Raw genomic sequence first — 16177 nt, 5'->3', positions numbered from 1 at the left:
AATTGAAAAATCTTCTGATCGCACCGTTTTTGTTCTTGATAAAAGTATATCAAACGCTTATATCTCCCATAACCCCTGCAACCTGTAGATATCAACCCACCTGTTCTAACTACTCCAAAGAGGCATTACAAAAACATGGATTATTTAAAGGTGGTTGGTTGGCCATAAAGCGTATTTTAAGTTGCCATCCTTGGGGAGATTCTGGGTATGATCCAGTGCCTTGAAACTATAAAACTTCGTCACGCACCGAAGTGATTTGCTTTTTCGGATTGGCAGCATCCTCTATATCATTCACAAAAATATCATTTACAATTTTATAAAGATCCGGTATAACCGTTTGCGAAATTTTTGAATTGCTATTCAATAGAACACAAATACCTAAATCATCATCAGGGTACACAGCAATTTCATTTCGATAACTGTTAACACTACCTCCATGATGAACCATTGTTTTAAGGGTGCTTTTTTCTTTAAACTTATGAATTCTCCAACCAAAACCATAATAGGAACTTAAATGTCCTGGCCAACGCTGATAATATTTGTTATGCTCCTTCACTTTTACTGATGGACTAAATGCTTCATTTAAAACAGAATAATCAATAATTTCGGAACGATGACCTAACAAAAGTTGCATCCATTTGGCCATATCTAGCGCACTAGCATTGATACCACCTGCAGCAATAGCGTTGTAGTAATTATGATTTAACTTTAAGGGTCTCCAACCATATCTACTTTTTGAATGAGGCAAGGCAATATTATCACTACTCTCCAAGGAATTGTAATCCATTGAAACGCCAGTCATGCCCAATGGTTTAAAGAAATTATCATTCAACAAGGTCCTAATATCCTTGTTGGTTGCCATTTCCATAATTTCACCACTAAGTGCAAACATGGCATTTTGATAACTGTAAATTTCTCCTGGTTTTCCAACCGGTTTAAGCGTTTTAAAACGCTTTGCAATTTCCGATAGTGATAATCCAGCTTCTACCAAATTGGTATAGCTGTGATAAGGCGCTCCAGAGGTTTGTGATAAAATATGAGCTAATGTAATGTTATTGGTATTCGTACTGTCGCCTAATTTAAAATCAGACACATAGCTATTTACCTTATCGGTCCAATTAAAAAAACCTTCATTTTTCAGTTTAGCTGCCAAAACACCCGCAAATCCTTTGGATAATGACCCTAACCGAAATACCGTTTCGCTATTGACCGTTTTATTTAAAGTAAAACTTCTTTTACCAAAGCCTTCGGCTATTAGTATAGAATCTTCTTTAACAATACTTACACCTGCACCTACAATATCTCCGGAAGCTATGGCTTTTTGGAAATAAGCAGTCAAAGCTTCTTGCAATTTCTGTTGGTTTAACTTATATGCCTTTGTAACATTAGGGTCCACAAGCTTCGTTTTTATTTCAACATTCGACACCATCATTTCTTGCGCTTGGGGAGCAGCCACCTTAATCACACTGAAAGCTACCATTAAGCAAATGGCTATTAAAAGAAACGGCTTTTTAATTATGGCGTGTAGGTTCATAGGCAGTTAATGTTAAAGAATTAGATAAAACGTGTTAAATATAAGACGAAATACTTAAAAATACGATGAAAAGCTTATTTTTTTTAATAGTCTCCAAGATTTTTTCAAAAATTACCTCAAAAAAATGATTTTAATTTATTAAAAAGTTCAAAAATCACCATTTAAATTAAAGCAATACTAATATCTAATTATTGGACTTTGTCTTTATCAAAAAATTCAGCTACCTTCGTTTCATTGCAGATAAAAACAATTAAATAATCCATATCATTTCATTGTGCTTCATTACAAATAACCAATAATCAATGATAAAGTTCTTTAGAAAAATTAGACAAAAGCTGCTCTCTGAAAATAAATTCAGTAAGTATCTTATATATGCAATAGGAGAAATTATTCTTGTAGTAATTGGTATATTAATTGCGCTTCAGATTAATAATTGGAATGAAAATCAAAAAAATAATGAAAAAGAAATCAGTATTGCAAAGGAATTATATATAGAACTTAATGAAAACCAAATTTCGGTTAAAAATCAGTTAGAATTATGGGAAAACAGAGATAAAAAAATATCAGAAGTCATATCATTAATTGAATCAGAGAATGTAAAACTTACCAATAGAGAATTTGATAGTACATTAATTTATGTAATAGCATTTAGTAACTTTAAACTGAAGCAAAGTAAGTTTCAAAGAATACTATCTTTGGAAAGTTTTCAATTCAAAAAATCGCCCACATTAATAAATGATATGCTTTCTCTAAATAATATGTATACCACACTTATGGATTATTACAGACAGAATGATGATAATTATCACAAATTACTTCAACCTTATTTAATTGAGAATTATGCGACCGAAAATTTCAATAACATAATTACTGGTAGGAAAACAGAAAGTAAAGTAGATTATCATCAACTTCTTTATGATTTAAAATTTGCAAATATTATTCATAGTTCTAGAGGTAGCAGTGCACCTTTCGTACAGAGAATCAAAATAACAATAAATCGAATTGAAGCTCTAAAAAGGCAATTAGAGAAATTTTACCCAAGCATAATCATTGCAAATAATAGATGAAAAATAATGATTACGAAGTTACCATTCCGTACATATGTAATTGCTATCGCTAGTGCTTAACATGAAAATTCTTTCGGAATTTTCTCTGGAAAGTATTTGTTGCTAAATTAGTTACCAACCAAGGAACATGCATATACAAAACCCTAAAACGCCCCTTAAAAAATCACTTTTCTGGAATATTCTTCAAAATCGCTAAAACAAATTTCCAATATTTTTGAACAGATGAAATTTGTGCACGTTCATCGGGCGAATGCGCACCTTTAATGTTTGGCCCGAAACTAATCATATCCATATTGGGGTAGTTTTTCCCAAGGATTCCACATTCTAAACCTGCATGACACGCCGCCACTTTTGGTTTTTCACCATTCAAATCCTCATAAAGCTGTGTCATAACCTTTAAAATGGGTGAGTCCATATTGGGAGTCCATCCCGGATAATCTCCACTAAAATCAACCTCACAACCCGTTAATTCAAAAGTTGCTCTCAACGTATTGGCTAAATCCATTTTAGAACTCTCTACTGATGAGCGAGTTAAACAACCAATGTGAATATGCCCATCCTTAACCACAACCTTGGCAATATTATTTGAGGTTTCTACCAAATCAGGAATATCAGCACTCATTCTATAAACACCATTTTGGGCAGCATAGATAGCACGAGTCAATCCTTCCTGTACTCCTAATTCCATTATTTTCTTTGGGGTATTTACTTTAGAAACCTCTATTTTTAAATCGGGTTCCATGGTTTTCAATTCCGTTTTAATTGTTTTTGCCAAAGCCTCCATTTCTTTATTAAAAACTTCTTCATGAATAGCATCAATGACGACCACAGCATAACTTTCACGTGGAATGGCATTACGTAAACTACCCCCATCAATTTCAGAAATTCGCAAACCAAACTTTTCAAAACCATCAAACAACAAACGGTTCATTATTTTGTTGGCATTACCTAACCCCTCGTGTATTTGCATCCCAGAATGTCCGCCTTGCAAACCTTTTACAACTATTTTATACCCAATCTTAAACTCGGGTGTCGCGTCTTCTTCATAGGTTCGTTTGGCTGTTATATCAATGCCACCGGCACAACCCACACCAATTTCGTCATCCTCTTCAGTATCTAAATTCAATAAAATACCCCCTGAAAGCAAACCTTCTTTTAAACCCATGGCTCCCGTCATACCTGTTTCTTCGTCAATAGTAAATAAGGCTTCAATAGCTGGATGTGGTATATCGGTGCTTTCTAAAATCGCCATAATGGTTGCAACCCCTAAGCCATTATCGGCACCCAAAGTCGTTCCTTCTGCTTTAACCCAATCGCCTTGAACATACATTTCGATACCTTGACTGTCAAAATCAAATACAGTATCATTGTTTTTTTGGTGTACCATATCCAGATGCGATTGCATCACGATGGTAGTTCTGTTTTCCATTCCTACTGTTGCAGGTTTTTTAATGATGACATTTCCAACTTCATCCTCAACGGTTTCCAAACCAAGGCTTTTACCAAAATCTTTTATAAAGGCAATCACCCGTTCCTCTTTTTTTGAAGGACGAGGAACAGCGTTTAAATCGGCAAATTTATTCCAGAGTGCTTGTGGCTTTAGTAGTCTTATTTCAGAATTCATAATATTAAAAAATAATGTTATGCAAAGGTAGTTATTCTAAACAGGAATTATAAACATTTCCTTATTTTTGGATATGCTGAAAACAAAAAAATCCATACTTGCACTATCATTAATTCCGCAATATTTAATTATAAAATTACTATCACACTTCCCAGATTTTATTGAGCAATATTACAGTAACGGTTTTTATCAATTCACTTCAAAAATCTTCAGATTTACTTTGGGTTGGCTTCCCTTTTCATTTGGAGATTTGGTTTATGCCTTTTCCATTGTTTATATTATTAATTGGCTTTATAGAAACCGTAAAAGACTTCGTAAAGACACCAAACGTTGGTTTATTGATATTTTAGCAGCAGTATCGGTAATTTATTTTGCATTTCATGTGCTGTGGGGCTTGAACTACTACCGCTTACCGTTACACAAAAACTTGAATTTAAACGCCGATTATACCTCAGAGCAACTTGTTTCAGTAACAGAAAAACTGATCCAAAAATCCAACAATTTGCACCTAGAAATAACAAAAAATGATACTTTAAAAGTTAAAATGCCCTATACTAAAAGTGAGATTTTAGATCTCGCACCCTTGGGTTATCAAAATTTAAAAGATATATTTCCTCATTTGGAATACCATCCAAAAAGCATTAAAAAATCATTGTTCAGTTACCCTCTTACCTATATGGGATTTAGTGGTTATTTAAACCCTTTAACCAATGAAGCACAAGTTGACGGATTGATTCCATCATATAAATTTCCAACAACGGCTTTACATGAAATTGCACACCAGTTGGGATATGCCGCAGAAAATGAAGCCAATTTTATTGGCTGTTTGGCAGCCATAAAACATGATAACTTATATTTTAATTACACGGGTTATGCATTTGCACTGCGCTTCTGCTTAAATGAAATTTACAACCGAGACGCATGTCTTTTTGAAGATATGGTTGCGGATGTCAATATTGGTATTTTAAAAAACTACGAGGAAGTTAGGCTGTTTTGGGAGGCCCATCAAAACCCTGCAGAACCTTACTTTAAACTATTCTACAGCAACTTCTTAAAAGCCAATAAACAAAATAAAGGTATGGAGAGTTATAGTTATGTGGTGGCTCTAATAGCAAATTATTTTGAGAACACTAAATTATAAAGCGATTTAAACTACTTTTGTTCATTCTGATATGCTAAAACAAATTTTCAGTTTACAAAACCCGTTTATTAAACAACTGGTTCAGTTAAAGGACAAATCGCGTGAGCGCAGAAAATCGGGCACATTTCTGATTGAAGGGGTGCGCGAAATATCGCTTGCGGTAAAAGGTAACTACGAAATAGAAACTATTTTGTTTTATCCAGAATTTTTTTCACAAGAACAACTTAACAACCTAAAAGCTCAACAACTTAACACCATTGAAATTTCAAAAGATATTTATGAAAAATTAGCCTATCGCGATACCACCGAAGGTGTTCTAGCCATCGCCAAAAGTAAAAATCACGCCATTGAAGATTTAAAATTGAGTACTCAAAACCCTTTGATTTTAGTAGCCGAAGCGCCAGAAAAACCAGGAAATATTGGAGCCATTCTTAGAACCGCCGACGCAGCTAATGTTGAAGCTGTTATCATAGCAAACCCAAAAACCGATTTATACAATCCCAACATTATTCGCTCTAGTGTAGGTTGTGTATTTACCAACCAAATAGCAACGGGTTCAACTTCTGATATCATTGCCTTTTTAAAATCTAAAAATATTAACATATATTGTGCGGCTTTACAAGCTTCAGTTAACTATCACACCCAAGATTTCAAAAAACCAACCGCCATCGTGGTTGGTACTGAGGCCACAGGATTAAGTGATGACTGGTTAAAAAGTTCAACACAAAATATTATCATTCCTATGCAAGGAGACATCGACTCCATGAATGTTTCGGTTGCCTCCGGAATTCTTATTTTTGAAGCTAGAAGGCAGCGTAATTTTAAATAAAAATATGACATCCACTACCCTATTTTACATCATCATAGCCATCATAATAATCAATTTTTTGGTCGACAAAATTTTAGATGCTTTAAACGCCAAACATTTTAAGGATAAACTCCCGGAAGATTTACAAGATGTTTATGATGAAATTGAATATAAAAAATCACAAAACTACAAAGCGACTAATTACAAATTCGGAATTATAACCTCAACCTTTTCTTTGGTTTTAACTTTAGGATTTCTGTTTTTCGACGGATTTGCTTTTGTTGATGCTTTAGCCCGCAGTTATTCTGAAAACCCTATTGTTATTGCGCTTATTTTCTTTGGAATCATCATGTTTTCAAGCGATATATTAACCACACCTTTTTCTTATTACAGCACCTTTGTTATTGAAGAAAAATTCGGATTTAATAGAACTACCGTTAAAACTTTTTTCTTAGATAAATTTAAAAGTTGGCTCATGATGGCTGTTGTTGGTGGCGGTATTTTGGCTTTAATCATTTGGTTTTATCAATTCGCTGGTAAGAATTTTTGGTTGTATGCATGGGGTCTAGTGGCCGTTTTTACCTTGTTTATGAATATGTTTTATTCTAAACTTATTGTTCCCTTATTTAATAAACAAACACCACTTGAAACAGGCAGTTTACGCGATAAAATATCAGATTATGCCAGCACGGTTGGTTTTAAACTCGACAAAATTTTCGTGATTGATGGCTCTAAACGAAGCACCAAAGCTAATGCGTATTTTTCAGGTTTTGGAAGTGAGAAACGCGTCACGCTATACGATACGCTAATTAACGATTTAGAAGAAGAAGAAATCGTAGCAGTGTTAGCGCATGAAGTAGGACATTACAAGAAGAAACATATTATTTTTAATCTATTTGCATCCATTATTCTAACAGGTTTAACGCTGTATATTTTATCCTTATTTATTGCAAATCCTGTATTGTCGAGTGCCTTGGGTGTTGACATACCTAGTTTTCATATCGGACTCATTGCGTTTATGTTATTGTATTCACCTATTTCCGAAATTACAGGTTTAATCATGAATTGGTTTTCAAGAACATTTGAATATCAAGCTGATGATTATGCTAAAAAAACCTACAAGGGAGAACCTTTAATTACTTCCCTAAAAAAACTTTCTAAGAATAGCTTGAGCAATTTAACACCACATCCTGCTTATGTGTTTATGCATTATTCCCATCCAACACTTTTAGAGCGAATTAAGAATTTGAGAAAGTAAATTCTTGTCCTTTAATATAAACCCTTTCTACTTGTGATTCACCAAACGAATATGGTAAAAACCCATACGAATTAATGGGTTTGGTGACTATCAAATTTGCCAATTTCCCTTTAGTGATAGTGCCTACTTGGGTTTCTAAACCCATAGCATAAGCCCCATTAATGGTCGCCGCATTTATAGCCTCTTCGGGTGATAATTTCATTTTAATACACGCTGTAGATATTACAAAATTCATGTTACCCGAAGGTGACGACCCAGGATTATAATCGGTTGCTAATGCTAAGGGTAAGCCAGCATCTATCATTTTTCTGGCTGGTGTATAAGGAATCCCTAAAAAAAAGGAACATCCTGGTAAAGCTACGGGCATGGTTTTGGTATTTTTCAACGATTGAATATCTGCCTCTGTCATTTCTTCTAAATGATCAACAGAAAGCGCATTAAAATCAACACCAACTTTAACCCCACCAATGGAATGAAACTGGTTTACATGGATTTTAGGCTTTAAACCATATTGTTTACCGGCATGTAAAATATGTTTCATATCCTCCACTGAGAAATAGTCCTTCTCGCAAAACACATCGATGTAGTCGGCTAGATTAGACTGAGCTATTTCGGGTAGCATATTTTTAATAAGATGCCTAACATAACCATGTTTATTGTTTTTAAATTCTGAAGGAACCGCATGGGCCCCTAAAAACGTAGCTTTGATGGGAATTGGATAATTCTGTTTTAGCCGTTTGATAACGCGAAGCATTTTCAATTCGGACTCCAAAGTGAGACCATAACCCGTTTTTATTTCGATGGCGCCCGTACCCATTCGCATAACTGCTTCCAAACGTGTTTTACTTTGTTCATACAAAGCATCTTCGGTAGTTTCTTGAAGGGTCTTTGCAGAATTTAAAATACCTCCACCTTTTTCTGCAATTTCTTGATAGCTTAAGCCTTTTATCTTATCTACAAACTCACTTTCACGGTTTCCTGCATACACCAAATGTGTATGCGAATCGCACCATGAAGGTAACATCATTTTTCCTGCAACATTAATAACTTCTGAAAAATCTTCTTGTGGACAGTTTTCCATAATGCCAAAATCGGATATCAAGCCATCTTCAACTACTAAAAAAGCATTTTTAATGGTTGGCAGTGTTTTCATGGCTTCACCCGAAACAAACGATACGTTTTTGTCTCTTACTTGCAATAATTCTTTAATGTTTTTAAATAAGATTCGCATTAAAATAAGTTTTCCAGTAGTTTATTGTCTACTAAGATAGGCAAAGTTACTTTTAAATTTGGTGTGCGTGCCATTTCTCGTTTTATAGCGAATAAGGCTTCATCGTTTCTTGCCCAACTTCTGCGCGCAATACCGTTATTTACATCAAAAAACAACATGTTTTTTAAACGTTCATCGGCTTCTTTAGTACCATCGAGCAACATCCCGAAACCACCGTTCATAACTTCGCCCCAGCCTACGCCGCCACCATTGTGAATAGACACCCAAGTAGCCCCTCTAAAACTATCGCCAATAACATTGTGAATGGCCATATCGGCGGTAAATTTACTACCATCGTAAATGTTAGAAGTTTCGCGATACGGAGAATCGGTTCCGCTTACATCATGATGGTCGCGTCCTAATACTACAGGACCGATTATACGAGCAGCCACAGCCTTATTAAAAGCTTCGGCTATTTTAGCCCGCCCTTCGGCATCGGCATACAAGATACGCGCTTGCGAGCCAACTACCATCTTATTTTTCTTGGCATCTTTAATCCAAGTAATATTATCTTGCATTTGCAACTGAATTTCCTCTGGAGCATCTTTCATTATGTCTTGAAGAACATGCATGGCAATTTCATCTGTTTTATCTAAATCTTCTGGTTTCCCGGAAGCACAAACCCAACGGAAAGGTCCGAAACCATAATCGAAACACATCGGTCCCAAAATATCTTGAACATACGATGCATATTTAAAATCGATGTTATTCTCTGCCATCACATCGGCTCCTGCACGCGATGCTTCTAGTAAAAAAGCATTACCATAATCGAAGAAATACGTGCCGCGAGCAACATGTTTATTAATTGCCTCGGCGTGTCTGCGTAACGAAGCCTGTACTTTTTCTTTAAATAATAAAGGCTCTTCACGTATTAATCGGTTAGACTCGTCATAAGATATGCCAACTGGATAATAACCACCTGTCCATGGAATATGAAGCGAAGTTTGGTCGGAACCTACATAAATAAAAATGTTTTCATCATAAAAACGTTCCCAAACATCTACCACATTGCCAATAAAAGCTATGGAAACTATTTCGCTATTTGCTTGTGCCTTTTTAACTCTGGCAACTAAATCGTCTAAATTATCAATTAAAACATCTACCCAACCTTGCTCATGTCGTTTTGTTGCGGCTTTATCGTTTACCTCTGCACAAATGGTAATACAACCTGCAATATTTCCTGCCTTAGTTTGAGCGCCACTCATGCCACCTAAACCAGCGGTTAAAAATATTTTGCCTGCCGGCGTTTCGTTTTTAGGTAATTTTTTTCTGAAAGCATTCATAACGGTGATTGTCGTACCGTGAACGATGCCTTGCGGACCAATATACATAAAGGAACCCGCTGTCATTTGTCCGTATTGCGTAACCCCAAGTGCGTTGAATTTTTCCCAATCGTCTGGTTTGGAGTAATTAGGAATCATCATACCATTCGTAACAACAACTCTTGGCGCATTTTTAGAAGACGGAAATAATCCCATCGGGTGACCAGAATACATATGAAGCGTTTGCTCTTCTGTCATGTTTGCTAAATACTGCATGGTTAGCAGGTATTGTGCCCAGTTTTGAAACACCGCACCATTACCACCGTAAGTAATTAATTCTTCGGGGTGTTGAGCCACTGCAGGATCTAAATTATTCTGAATCATGAGCATAATGGCTGCTGCTTGCGTACATTTTGCCGGATAGTCTTGAATATCTCTAGCAAATATTTTGTATGATGGCTTGAATCGATACATATAAATACGGCCGAAATCCTGAAGTTCTTGAGCGAATTCCTGTGCTATTTCTGCGTGCCAATCTTTTGGGAAATAACGCAACGCATTTCGAATAGCCAATTGTTTCTCTTCTTTCGATAAAATATCTTTACGTTTTGGTGCTCTGTTAACACCCGTAGGATATTCGTATTTTGCAGGTAATGTATTAGGAATACCTTGTAAAATTTCTTCTTTAAACGTCATAATCTTTCTATTTTACAATGAATGCTCTATTTCTAACTAAATTTATCATCGCATTAATATCATCTTTAAGAATACGATCTTCTTCCAATTTCGGTACTTTACTTCTAATAATACTGAAGTTTTTCTCTAATATTTCCGAAAATGTGTTAGGTCTTCTAAATTCCATTGCCTGAGCCGCATACATGAGTTCTATGGCTAATATTTTTTCGATATTTCCTAGGATTTGGTTGAATTTACGACCAGAAATACTTCCCATAGACACATGGTCTTCTTGCCCTAATGAGGTTGGAATACTATCGGCTGAAGCAGGAAAACATAAAGATTTGTTTTCGGTAACCAAAGCCGCTGTGGTGTATTGCGGAATCATAAATCCAGAATTTAAACCACCACTAGCAGTGAGTAAACGTGGTAATCCAAATTTACCTTCTAGCAACAAATAACAACGTCTGTCTGAAATATTTCCTAATTCAGATGATGCTAAAGCTGCATAATCTAATACCATCGCTAGGGGTTGACCATGAAAATTACCACCAGAAATAGCTTCGGTTTCACTTAAAACAATCGGGTTATCAGTAACCGAGTTCATTTCAATTTCTGCTAAATCATTTAAGTGATAATAAGCGTTTCTTGAAGCACCATGAACTTGCGGAATACAACGCATAGAATATGGATCTTGAACACGCTCGCAATTTTCATGTGATTTAATATTATTAGAATTTTTAAACAACATACGCATACGTTCTGCAACCACTAAATTGCCTTGAAATGGACGAATACTATGCAGTAATTCTTTAAAAGGCGATTCGCTTCCTTGGTAGCCCTCTAAACTCATGGCACCAGCAACATCGGCTAAATCTAGCAGATATTCCATTTTTCGTAACCCAATAATGGCATGGGCTAAAATAAATTGTGTACCATTTATTAAGGCCAAACCTTCTTTAGCAGCCAATTCGATAGGCTCTAAATTATGAGCTTTTAAAACTTGCATGGCCGGAACAATCTCGTTGGCAATCCAAAATTCGCCTTCACCAATTAATGGCAAAAACAAATGCGATAACGGTGCTAAATCTCCCGAAGCACCTACCGAACCTTGTTCTGGAACTACGGGTAATAAATCGTTTTCAATAAAATAAATAATACGCTCTATAACCTCTAATCGAATTCCCGAAAATCCACGGCCTAATGCGTGAACTTTACAAATCAACATAATTTTTGATAATTCTTTATCAATAGGATTTCCAACACCAACAGCATGGGTAATTAATAGGTTTTTTTGAAGTAAACTGGTTTCTTCTGGCGAAATTTTAACGTCGCACAGCGGTCCAAAGCCTGTATTGATGCCATAAACAGCCTTTTTTGAGTTTGCCATAACCTCAACTTTATGTCTACAGTCATTAATCTTGTTTATGGCATAATCTGAAAGTATTGCTTTTAAGTTCCCTTGAGCAATAGCCATTGTTTTATCAGCTGTAAGTTTATCAATGCCGTATGCGAACATTTCTAAAAAGAATTATGTGATTTTTAATTTAATTAATACAAAATTATCGATAAATTTGATGCTTAATAAGACTATTAATTTTAATAATTAATAATTATGAGTTATCAATTAGAGCTTCGGCATCTCAAATATTTTTTAGCGGTTGCCAATGAATTACACTTTAGAAAAGCGGCTGAAAAACTTTTTATTTCACAACCTGGATTGAGCAGGCAGATTAAAGAATTAGAAGATTCTCTGGGTTTGAAACTTTTTGATAGACATAACAGGCAAGTGAAATTGACGCATACTGGTTTGTATTTAAAGGAAGAATTATCAAAAACCCTTAAGAATCTAGAGGCCATTATAAATCACGCGAAATTGTTGGAAGACGGGAATGATGGCAAATTAAACTTTGGATACGTTGGTTCTGCCATGCAAAAAATTATTCCAAACTTGCTACTAAAATTCACTAAAGACCATCCGAATATATTATTCAGTTTAAAAGAAATGGATAACAACAAACAAATTGAAGGGCTACTTTCTCAAGAAATAGATATTGGATTTGTTAGGCTGGAACGAATCCCGAGAGGTTTAAGTAGCCTTCCCATATTGAAAGAACCGTTTTGTTTGGTGTTGCCAAAAAATCATTCTATTGATGCCTCAAATTATAAAAAACTAACACAACTTAAAGACGAACATTTTATCTTGTTTGACCCTGAATATAGTGCCTCCTACTATGAAAAAGTTATGACCATTTTTGATGATCATGGCTTTACACCCATTATATCTCACAATACTATTCACGCAGGTTCTATATATAAATTGGTTGAAAATAACTTTGGTGTTTCTATTGTTCCAAAATCATTAATAAACGAAAACAATTCAAATTTAAAATTTATAGAATTACACAAAATAAAGCAGAGAACCACACTTTATGCTATTTGGAATAAAGACAATAGAAATCCTATATTAGATAAATTCATTCCATTATTGTAATCTAATTGTCTAAATAATTTGAGTTTTTAAATTATCTCATGACTAGGGAAAATTACCTATCGTGTTTTTAGTTTTAGTTGGAATTTGACTTTGAAAAAAATTTCATATATCTTCGTTTAACATCGCTTGTAAAGCATTAAAATGATTTTATTATCAAGTAGTTGTCCATAAAAATATGCCGTTAAATGGAAAAGAAAAAGAAAAAGAAAATCATATACATTTTACAGGAAATTGTAATTGTTGCAATTGGTATATTAATTGCCGTTTCGATAAGTAATTATAAGGAAAATGTAGACAACCAGAAGTATATCGAAAAGACACTATTGGCTATAGAAAATGAAATTAAATTAAGTCAAACAGAGGTAGATAGTGTATTGAACAGACATATAAAACTTTATGAAATAATTGACAATCACATTGGTAGCAATGAGTATACACTTAGCGAACTAATAACAAGTTCAGGAGGTTTTCAAGTTGCATCCATAAAAAATGTGAGTCTAAGATTTTTTATTTCAAACAAGGCTGAACTTTTAGAATTTCAAATTATTTCTCAATTATTGGATATTGAATCTCAAACTGATATTCTCTCTGATAAAATAAAACGTTTAGCAGATTTTGTTTATGATAATCTTAACGAAAGAAATGATGAAGGAAAAATAAAATTCTACCATTTGTTGGCAGATGTGATTGATGGTGAGCAGACTCTTTTAGAATCTTACTCAAGATTATTAGACGATAATAAAATTTATATAAAAAAGCATAAGTAAATAAAACCTCAATACTACAGCACTAGTATGTAATACTTCACGATAGACTTCGTATCGACTGATCCCTAAACACACCCATTTAAAAGAAAAAATAACTAATTAGACCTATTAATTTTTTTGATATGTACTTCAACCATTGAACGGCCTTTACAAAATCCTTTTTTGCTTATTTTTTATAAAAAATTTAGAAGTAAAAGCGAATTAAAACGCCCTAATAATCGTCAAAACATAAATGATAAGCCAAAAAACATTTATCCGAAATATTAGTGTATCTTTGCCGCTTGAAACCCAAAAAAATATTGGGTTTAGATTCCTCAGGGTGAGGATGTGTTACTAGAAGGTTAGGTTTAAGTATGTCGATTCGCTTCTTATGTAACACCGCATAACAAATCGCATACATTTAACAAAAGAATGAACACATTCCAAGATTTAGGTCTTAATGAAGACTTATTACACGCCATTACCGATTTAGGTTTTACAAAACCAAGCGAAGTACAAGACAAAGCCATCCCTATTTTATTGAACAACGAAACCGATTTGGTGGCGTTAGCACAAACAGGAACTGGAAAAACAGCCGCTTTTGGCTTCCCCATGCTACAAAAAATTAATATTGATAGCAGAACCACTCAAGGTTTAATTTTATCGCCAACCAGAGAACTATGTTTACAAATTACCAACGAAATGAAATTGTATGGAAAATATTGTAAAGGACTTAATGTGGTGGCCGTTTACGGTGGCTCTAGCATTACAGACCAAGCTAGAGATGTTAAAAAAGGTGCTCAAATTATAGTAGCCACTCCTGGAAGAATTAAAGACATGATTAGCAGACGTTTAGTTGATATTTCAAAAATTGAATATGCTGTTTTAGATGAAGCTGATGAAATGTTAAATATGGGGTTTTATGAGGATATTACCGATATTTTATCGAACACTCCAGAAGATAAATGCACCTGGTTGTTTAGTGCTACTATGCCAAAAGAGGTATCGGTTATTGCTAAAAAATTCATGGAAAATCCGCAGGAAATTACTGTTGGAAATAAAAATGAAAGTACCAGCAATGTCTCTCACGAATATTATTTAGTAAATTCTAGAGATCGTTATGATGCTTTAAAACGTTTGGCTGATGCAAATCCTGATATATTTTCAGTGATTTTCTGTAGAACGAAACGGGATACTCAAAAGGTAGCCGAAAATCTTATTGAAGATGGCTATAGTGCTGGTGCTTTACATGGGGATTTGAGTCAAAACCAAAGGGATTTGGTAATGAAATCTTTTAGAAACCAACAAATACAAATGTTGGTAGCCACCGATGTTGCTGCAAGAGGTATTGATGTGGATGATATTACACACGTAATAAATTACCAATTACCAGACGAAATTGAAACCTATACACACCGTTCAGGTCGCACAGGTCGTGCTGGAAAAACAGGTATTTCTATGGTTATTGTTTCAAAAAGTGAGGTTCGAAAAATTAAAAGTATTGAACGCATCATAAAACAGCAATTCCAGAAAAAAGACATTCCAGATGGTATGGAAATCTGCGAAGTGCAGCTCATGTCGCTCGCTAATAAAATCCATAACACGGAAATTAATCACGAAATTGATAAGTATTTAACTAGTATTAACGCCTTATTTGAAGATACTTCGAAAGATGAATTGATTAAAAAATTCTTCTCGGTTGAGTTTACAAGATTCTTCAACTACTATCAAAAATCTAAAAACTTAAATGTTTCTGAAAGCTCAAATGATAGAGAAGAAAGTGGACGCGATTACAGTCGTGGAAAATCAGATTCTACACGATATTTTATAAATGTTGGTAGCAAAGACGGTTTTGATTGGATGAAGCTTAAGGATTTCTTAAAAGAGCAGTTAGAGCTTGGTAGAGATGATATTTTTAAAGTGGAAACTAAAGAGAGTTTCTCATTTTTCAATACGGAGAACGAACTGAAAGAGAAAGTATTGGCGCATTTTACCGACTTCAAATATGAAGGTCGTTTTGTAAATGTTGAAGAATCCCAAAACCGTGGTGGCGGTGGAAGACGCGACGGAAAAAGAAGTGGTGGAAGACGTGACGATAAACGTGGTGGAGGAAGACGTGATGATAGAAAATTAGATTCAGGTAATAGAGGTGATAGACGTCGAAGTGAAGGAAATTCTAAACCAAGACGTTCTGGAGGCGATTCAAACTCTGATAGATCAAGACATTCTGATTCAGGTTCAAGACCCACTGTAGCCAGGCGATCAAGAAGATAGTTAAACTTTTTTGTTAATTTTAAG

13 protein-coding genes are annotated in these 16177 nt (G+C 34.7%); 8 read left to right on the top strand and 5 right to left on the bottom strand.

Annotation, left to right across the window (positions count from 1 at the left end; genetic code table 11):
• Positions 1-2: 2 nt before the first annotated feature.
• A complete protein-coding gene (gene yidD, locus ABD963_RS14200) occupies positions 3-224 on the top strand; it encodes a membrane protein insertion efficiency factor YidD (RefSeq protein ID WP_345277934.1) in 222 nt (73 codons plus the stop codon).
• Positions 225-226: 2 nt separating this feature from the next.
• On the opposite strand, the gene ABD963_RS14195 is transcribed toward yidD, so the two are convergent.
• Positions 227-1534, bottom strand: a complete 1308-nt coding sequence (locus ABD963_RS14195) for a serine hydrolase domain-containing protein (RefSeq protein WP_345277932.1) — start codon at positions 1532-1534, stop codon at positions 227-229.
• A gap of 302 nt (positions 1535-1836) precedes the next feature.
• Between ABD963_RS14195 and ABD963_RS14190 the strand changes: the two genes are divergently transcribed.
• Positions 1837-2601 (top strand): DUF6090 family protein, encoded by a 765-nt coding sequence (locus tag ABD963_RS14190; protein WP_345277930.1) that lies wholly within the window; start codon positions 1837-1839, stop codon positions 2599-2601.
• A gap of 163 nt (positions 2602-2764) precedes the next feature.
• Here the strand turns inward: ABD963_RS14190 and ABD963_RS14185 are convergent, their stop codons facing one another.
• Positions 2765-4225 (bottom strand): aminoacyl-histidine dipeptidase, encoded by a 1461-nt coding sequence (locus tag ABD963_RS14185; RefSeq protein WP_345277928.1) that lies wholly within the window; start codon positions 4223-4225, stop codon positions 2765-2767.
• Positions 4226-4298: 73 nt separating this feature from the next.
• On the opposite strand from ABD963_RS14185, the gene ABD963_RS14180 reads away from it, so the two are divergent.
• From ABD963_RS14180 to ABD963_RS14170, 3 genes are read left to right on the top strand one after another with little or no spacing between them, the layout of a single operon-like run.
• Positions 4299-5366, top strand: coding sequence for a DUF3810 domain-containing protein (locus ABD963_RS14180; protein ID WP_345277926.1), 1068 nt, complete (start codon positions 4299-4301; stop codon positions 5364-5366).
• 31 nt (positions 5367-5397) lie between these two features.
• A complete protein-coding gene (locus ABD963_RS14175) occupies positions 5398-6195 on the top strand; it encodes a TrmH family RNA methyltransferase (RefSeq protein WP_345277924.1) in 798 nt (265 codons plus the stop codon).
• 4 nt (positions 6196-6199) lie between these two features.
• Positions 6200-7432: a M48 family metallopeptidase gene (locus tag ABD963_RS14170; RefSeq protein WP_345277922.1), complete on the top strand. Its 1233-nt coding sequence runs from the start codon at positions 6200-6202 to the stop codon at positions 7430-7432.
• Here the strand turns inward: ABD963_RS14170 and hutI are convergent.
• The 3 genes from hutI to hutH are packed head-to-tail and all read right to left on the bottom strand — an operon-like array spanning position 7413 to position 12158.
• Complete coding sequence (hutI, locus tag ABD963_RS14165) at positions 7413-8663, bottom strand: imidazolonepropionase (protein ID WP_345277920.1); 1251 nt, start codon at positions 8661-8663, stop codon at positions 7413-7415. The two genes, ABD963_RS14170 and hutI, sit on opposite strands and share 20 nt — an antisense overlap.
• Positions 8663-10660 carry a urocanate hydratase gene (locus ABD963_RS14160; protein WP_345277918.1) on the bottom strand — a complete coding sequence of 666 codons (1998 nt, stop codon included), beginning with the start codon at positions 10658-10660 and terminating at the stop codon, positions 8663-8665. The genes hutI and ABD963_RS14160 overlap by 1 nt, the downstream gene beginning before the upstream one ends.
• A 7-nt stretch (positions 10661-10667) precedes the next feature.
• Complete coding sequence (gene hutH, locus ABD963_RS14155) at positions 10668-12158, bottom strand: histidine ammonia-lyase (RefSeq protein ID WP_345277916.1); 1491 nt, start codon at positions 12156-12158, stop codon at positions 10668-10670.
• Between the two features lie 96 nt (positions 12159-12254).
• Between hutH and ABD963_RS14150 the strand changes: the two genes are divergently transcribed.
• The 3 genes from ABD963_RS14150 (at position 12255) to ABD963_RS14140 (ending at position 16153) form a co-directional block, all read left to right on the top strand.
• A complete protein-coding gene (locus tag ABD963_RS14150; RefSeq protein WP_345277914.1) occupies positions 12255-13133 on the top strand; it encodes a LysR family transcriptional regulator in 879 nt (292 codons plus the stop codon).
• 185 nt (positions 13134-13318) lie between these two features.
• Positions 13319-13900 carry a hypothetical protein gene (locus ABD963_RS14145; protein ID WP_345277912.1) on the top strand — a complete coding sequence of 194 codons (582 nt, stop codon included), beginning with the start codon at positions 13319-13321 and terminating at the stop codon, positions 13898-13900.
• 411 nt (positions 13901-14311) lie between these two features.
• Positions 14312-16153 (top strand): DEAD/DEAH box helicase, encoded by a 1842-nt coding sequence (locus ABD963_RS14140; RefSeq protein WP_345277910.1) that lies wholly within the window; start codon positions 14312-14314, stop codon positions 16151-16153.
• The last annotated feature ends 24 nt before the right edge of the window (positions 16154-16177 follow it).

It is taken from the genome of Litoribaculum gwangyangense (genome assembly GCF_039543505.1).
In the GTDB taxonomy this organism is placed as follows: domain Bacteria; phylum Bacteroidota; class Bacteroidia; order Flavobacteriales; family Flavobacteriaceae; genus Litoribaculum; species Litoribaculum gwangyangense.
Note: the sequence above shows the minus strand (reverse complement) of the source record. Positions and strands in the feature narration are given on the sequence as shown.

Coding starts and splice junctions, on each gene's coding strand:
- ABD963_RS14195 (WP_345277932.1), bottom strand. CDS start 1,534: ATGAACCTACACGCCATAATTAAAAAGCCGTTTCTTTTAATAGCCATT.
- ABD963_RS14190 (WP_345277930.1), top strand. CDS start 1,837: ATGATAAAGTTCTTTAGAAAAATTAGACAAAAGCTGCTCTCTGAAAAT.
- ABD963_RS14185 (WP_345277928.1), bottom strand. CDS start 4,225: ATGAATTCTGAAATAAGACTACTAAAGCCACAAGCACTCTGGAATAAA.
- ABD963_RS14180 (WP_345277926.1), top strand. CDS start 4,299: ATGCTGAAAACAAAAAAATCCATACTTGCACTATCATTAATTCCGCAA.
- ABD963_RS14175 (WP_345277924.1), top strand. CDS start 5,398: ATGCTAAAACAAATTTTCAGTTTACAAAACCCGTTTATTAAACAACTG.
- ABD963_RS14170 (WP_345277922.1), top strand. CDS start 6,200: ATGACATCCACTACCCTATTTTACATCATCATAGCCATCATAATAATC.
- hutI (WP_345277920.1), bottom strand. CDS start 8,663: ATGCGAATCTTATTTAAAAACATTAAAGAATTATTGCAAGTAAGAGAC.
- ABD963_RS14160 (WP_345277918.1), bottom strand. CDS start 10,660: ATGACGTTTAAAGAAGAAATTTTACAAGGTATTCCTAATACATTACCT.
- hutH (WP_345277916.1), bottom strand. CDS start 12,158: ATGTTCGCATACGGCATTGATAAACTTACAGCTGATAAAACAATGGCT.
- ABD963_RS14150 (WP_345277914.1), top strand. CDS start 12,255: ATGAGTTATCAATTAGAGCTTCGGCATCTCAAATATTTTTTAGCGGTT.
- ABD963_RS14145 (WP_345277912.1), top strand. CDS start 13,319: ATGGAAAAGAAAAAGAAAAAGAAAATCATATACATTTTACAGGAAATT.
- ABD963_RS14140 (WP_345277910.1), top strand. CDS start 14,312: ATGAACACATTCCAAGATTTAGGTCTTAATGAAGACTTATTACACGCC.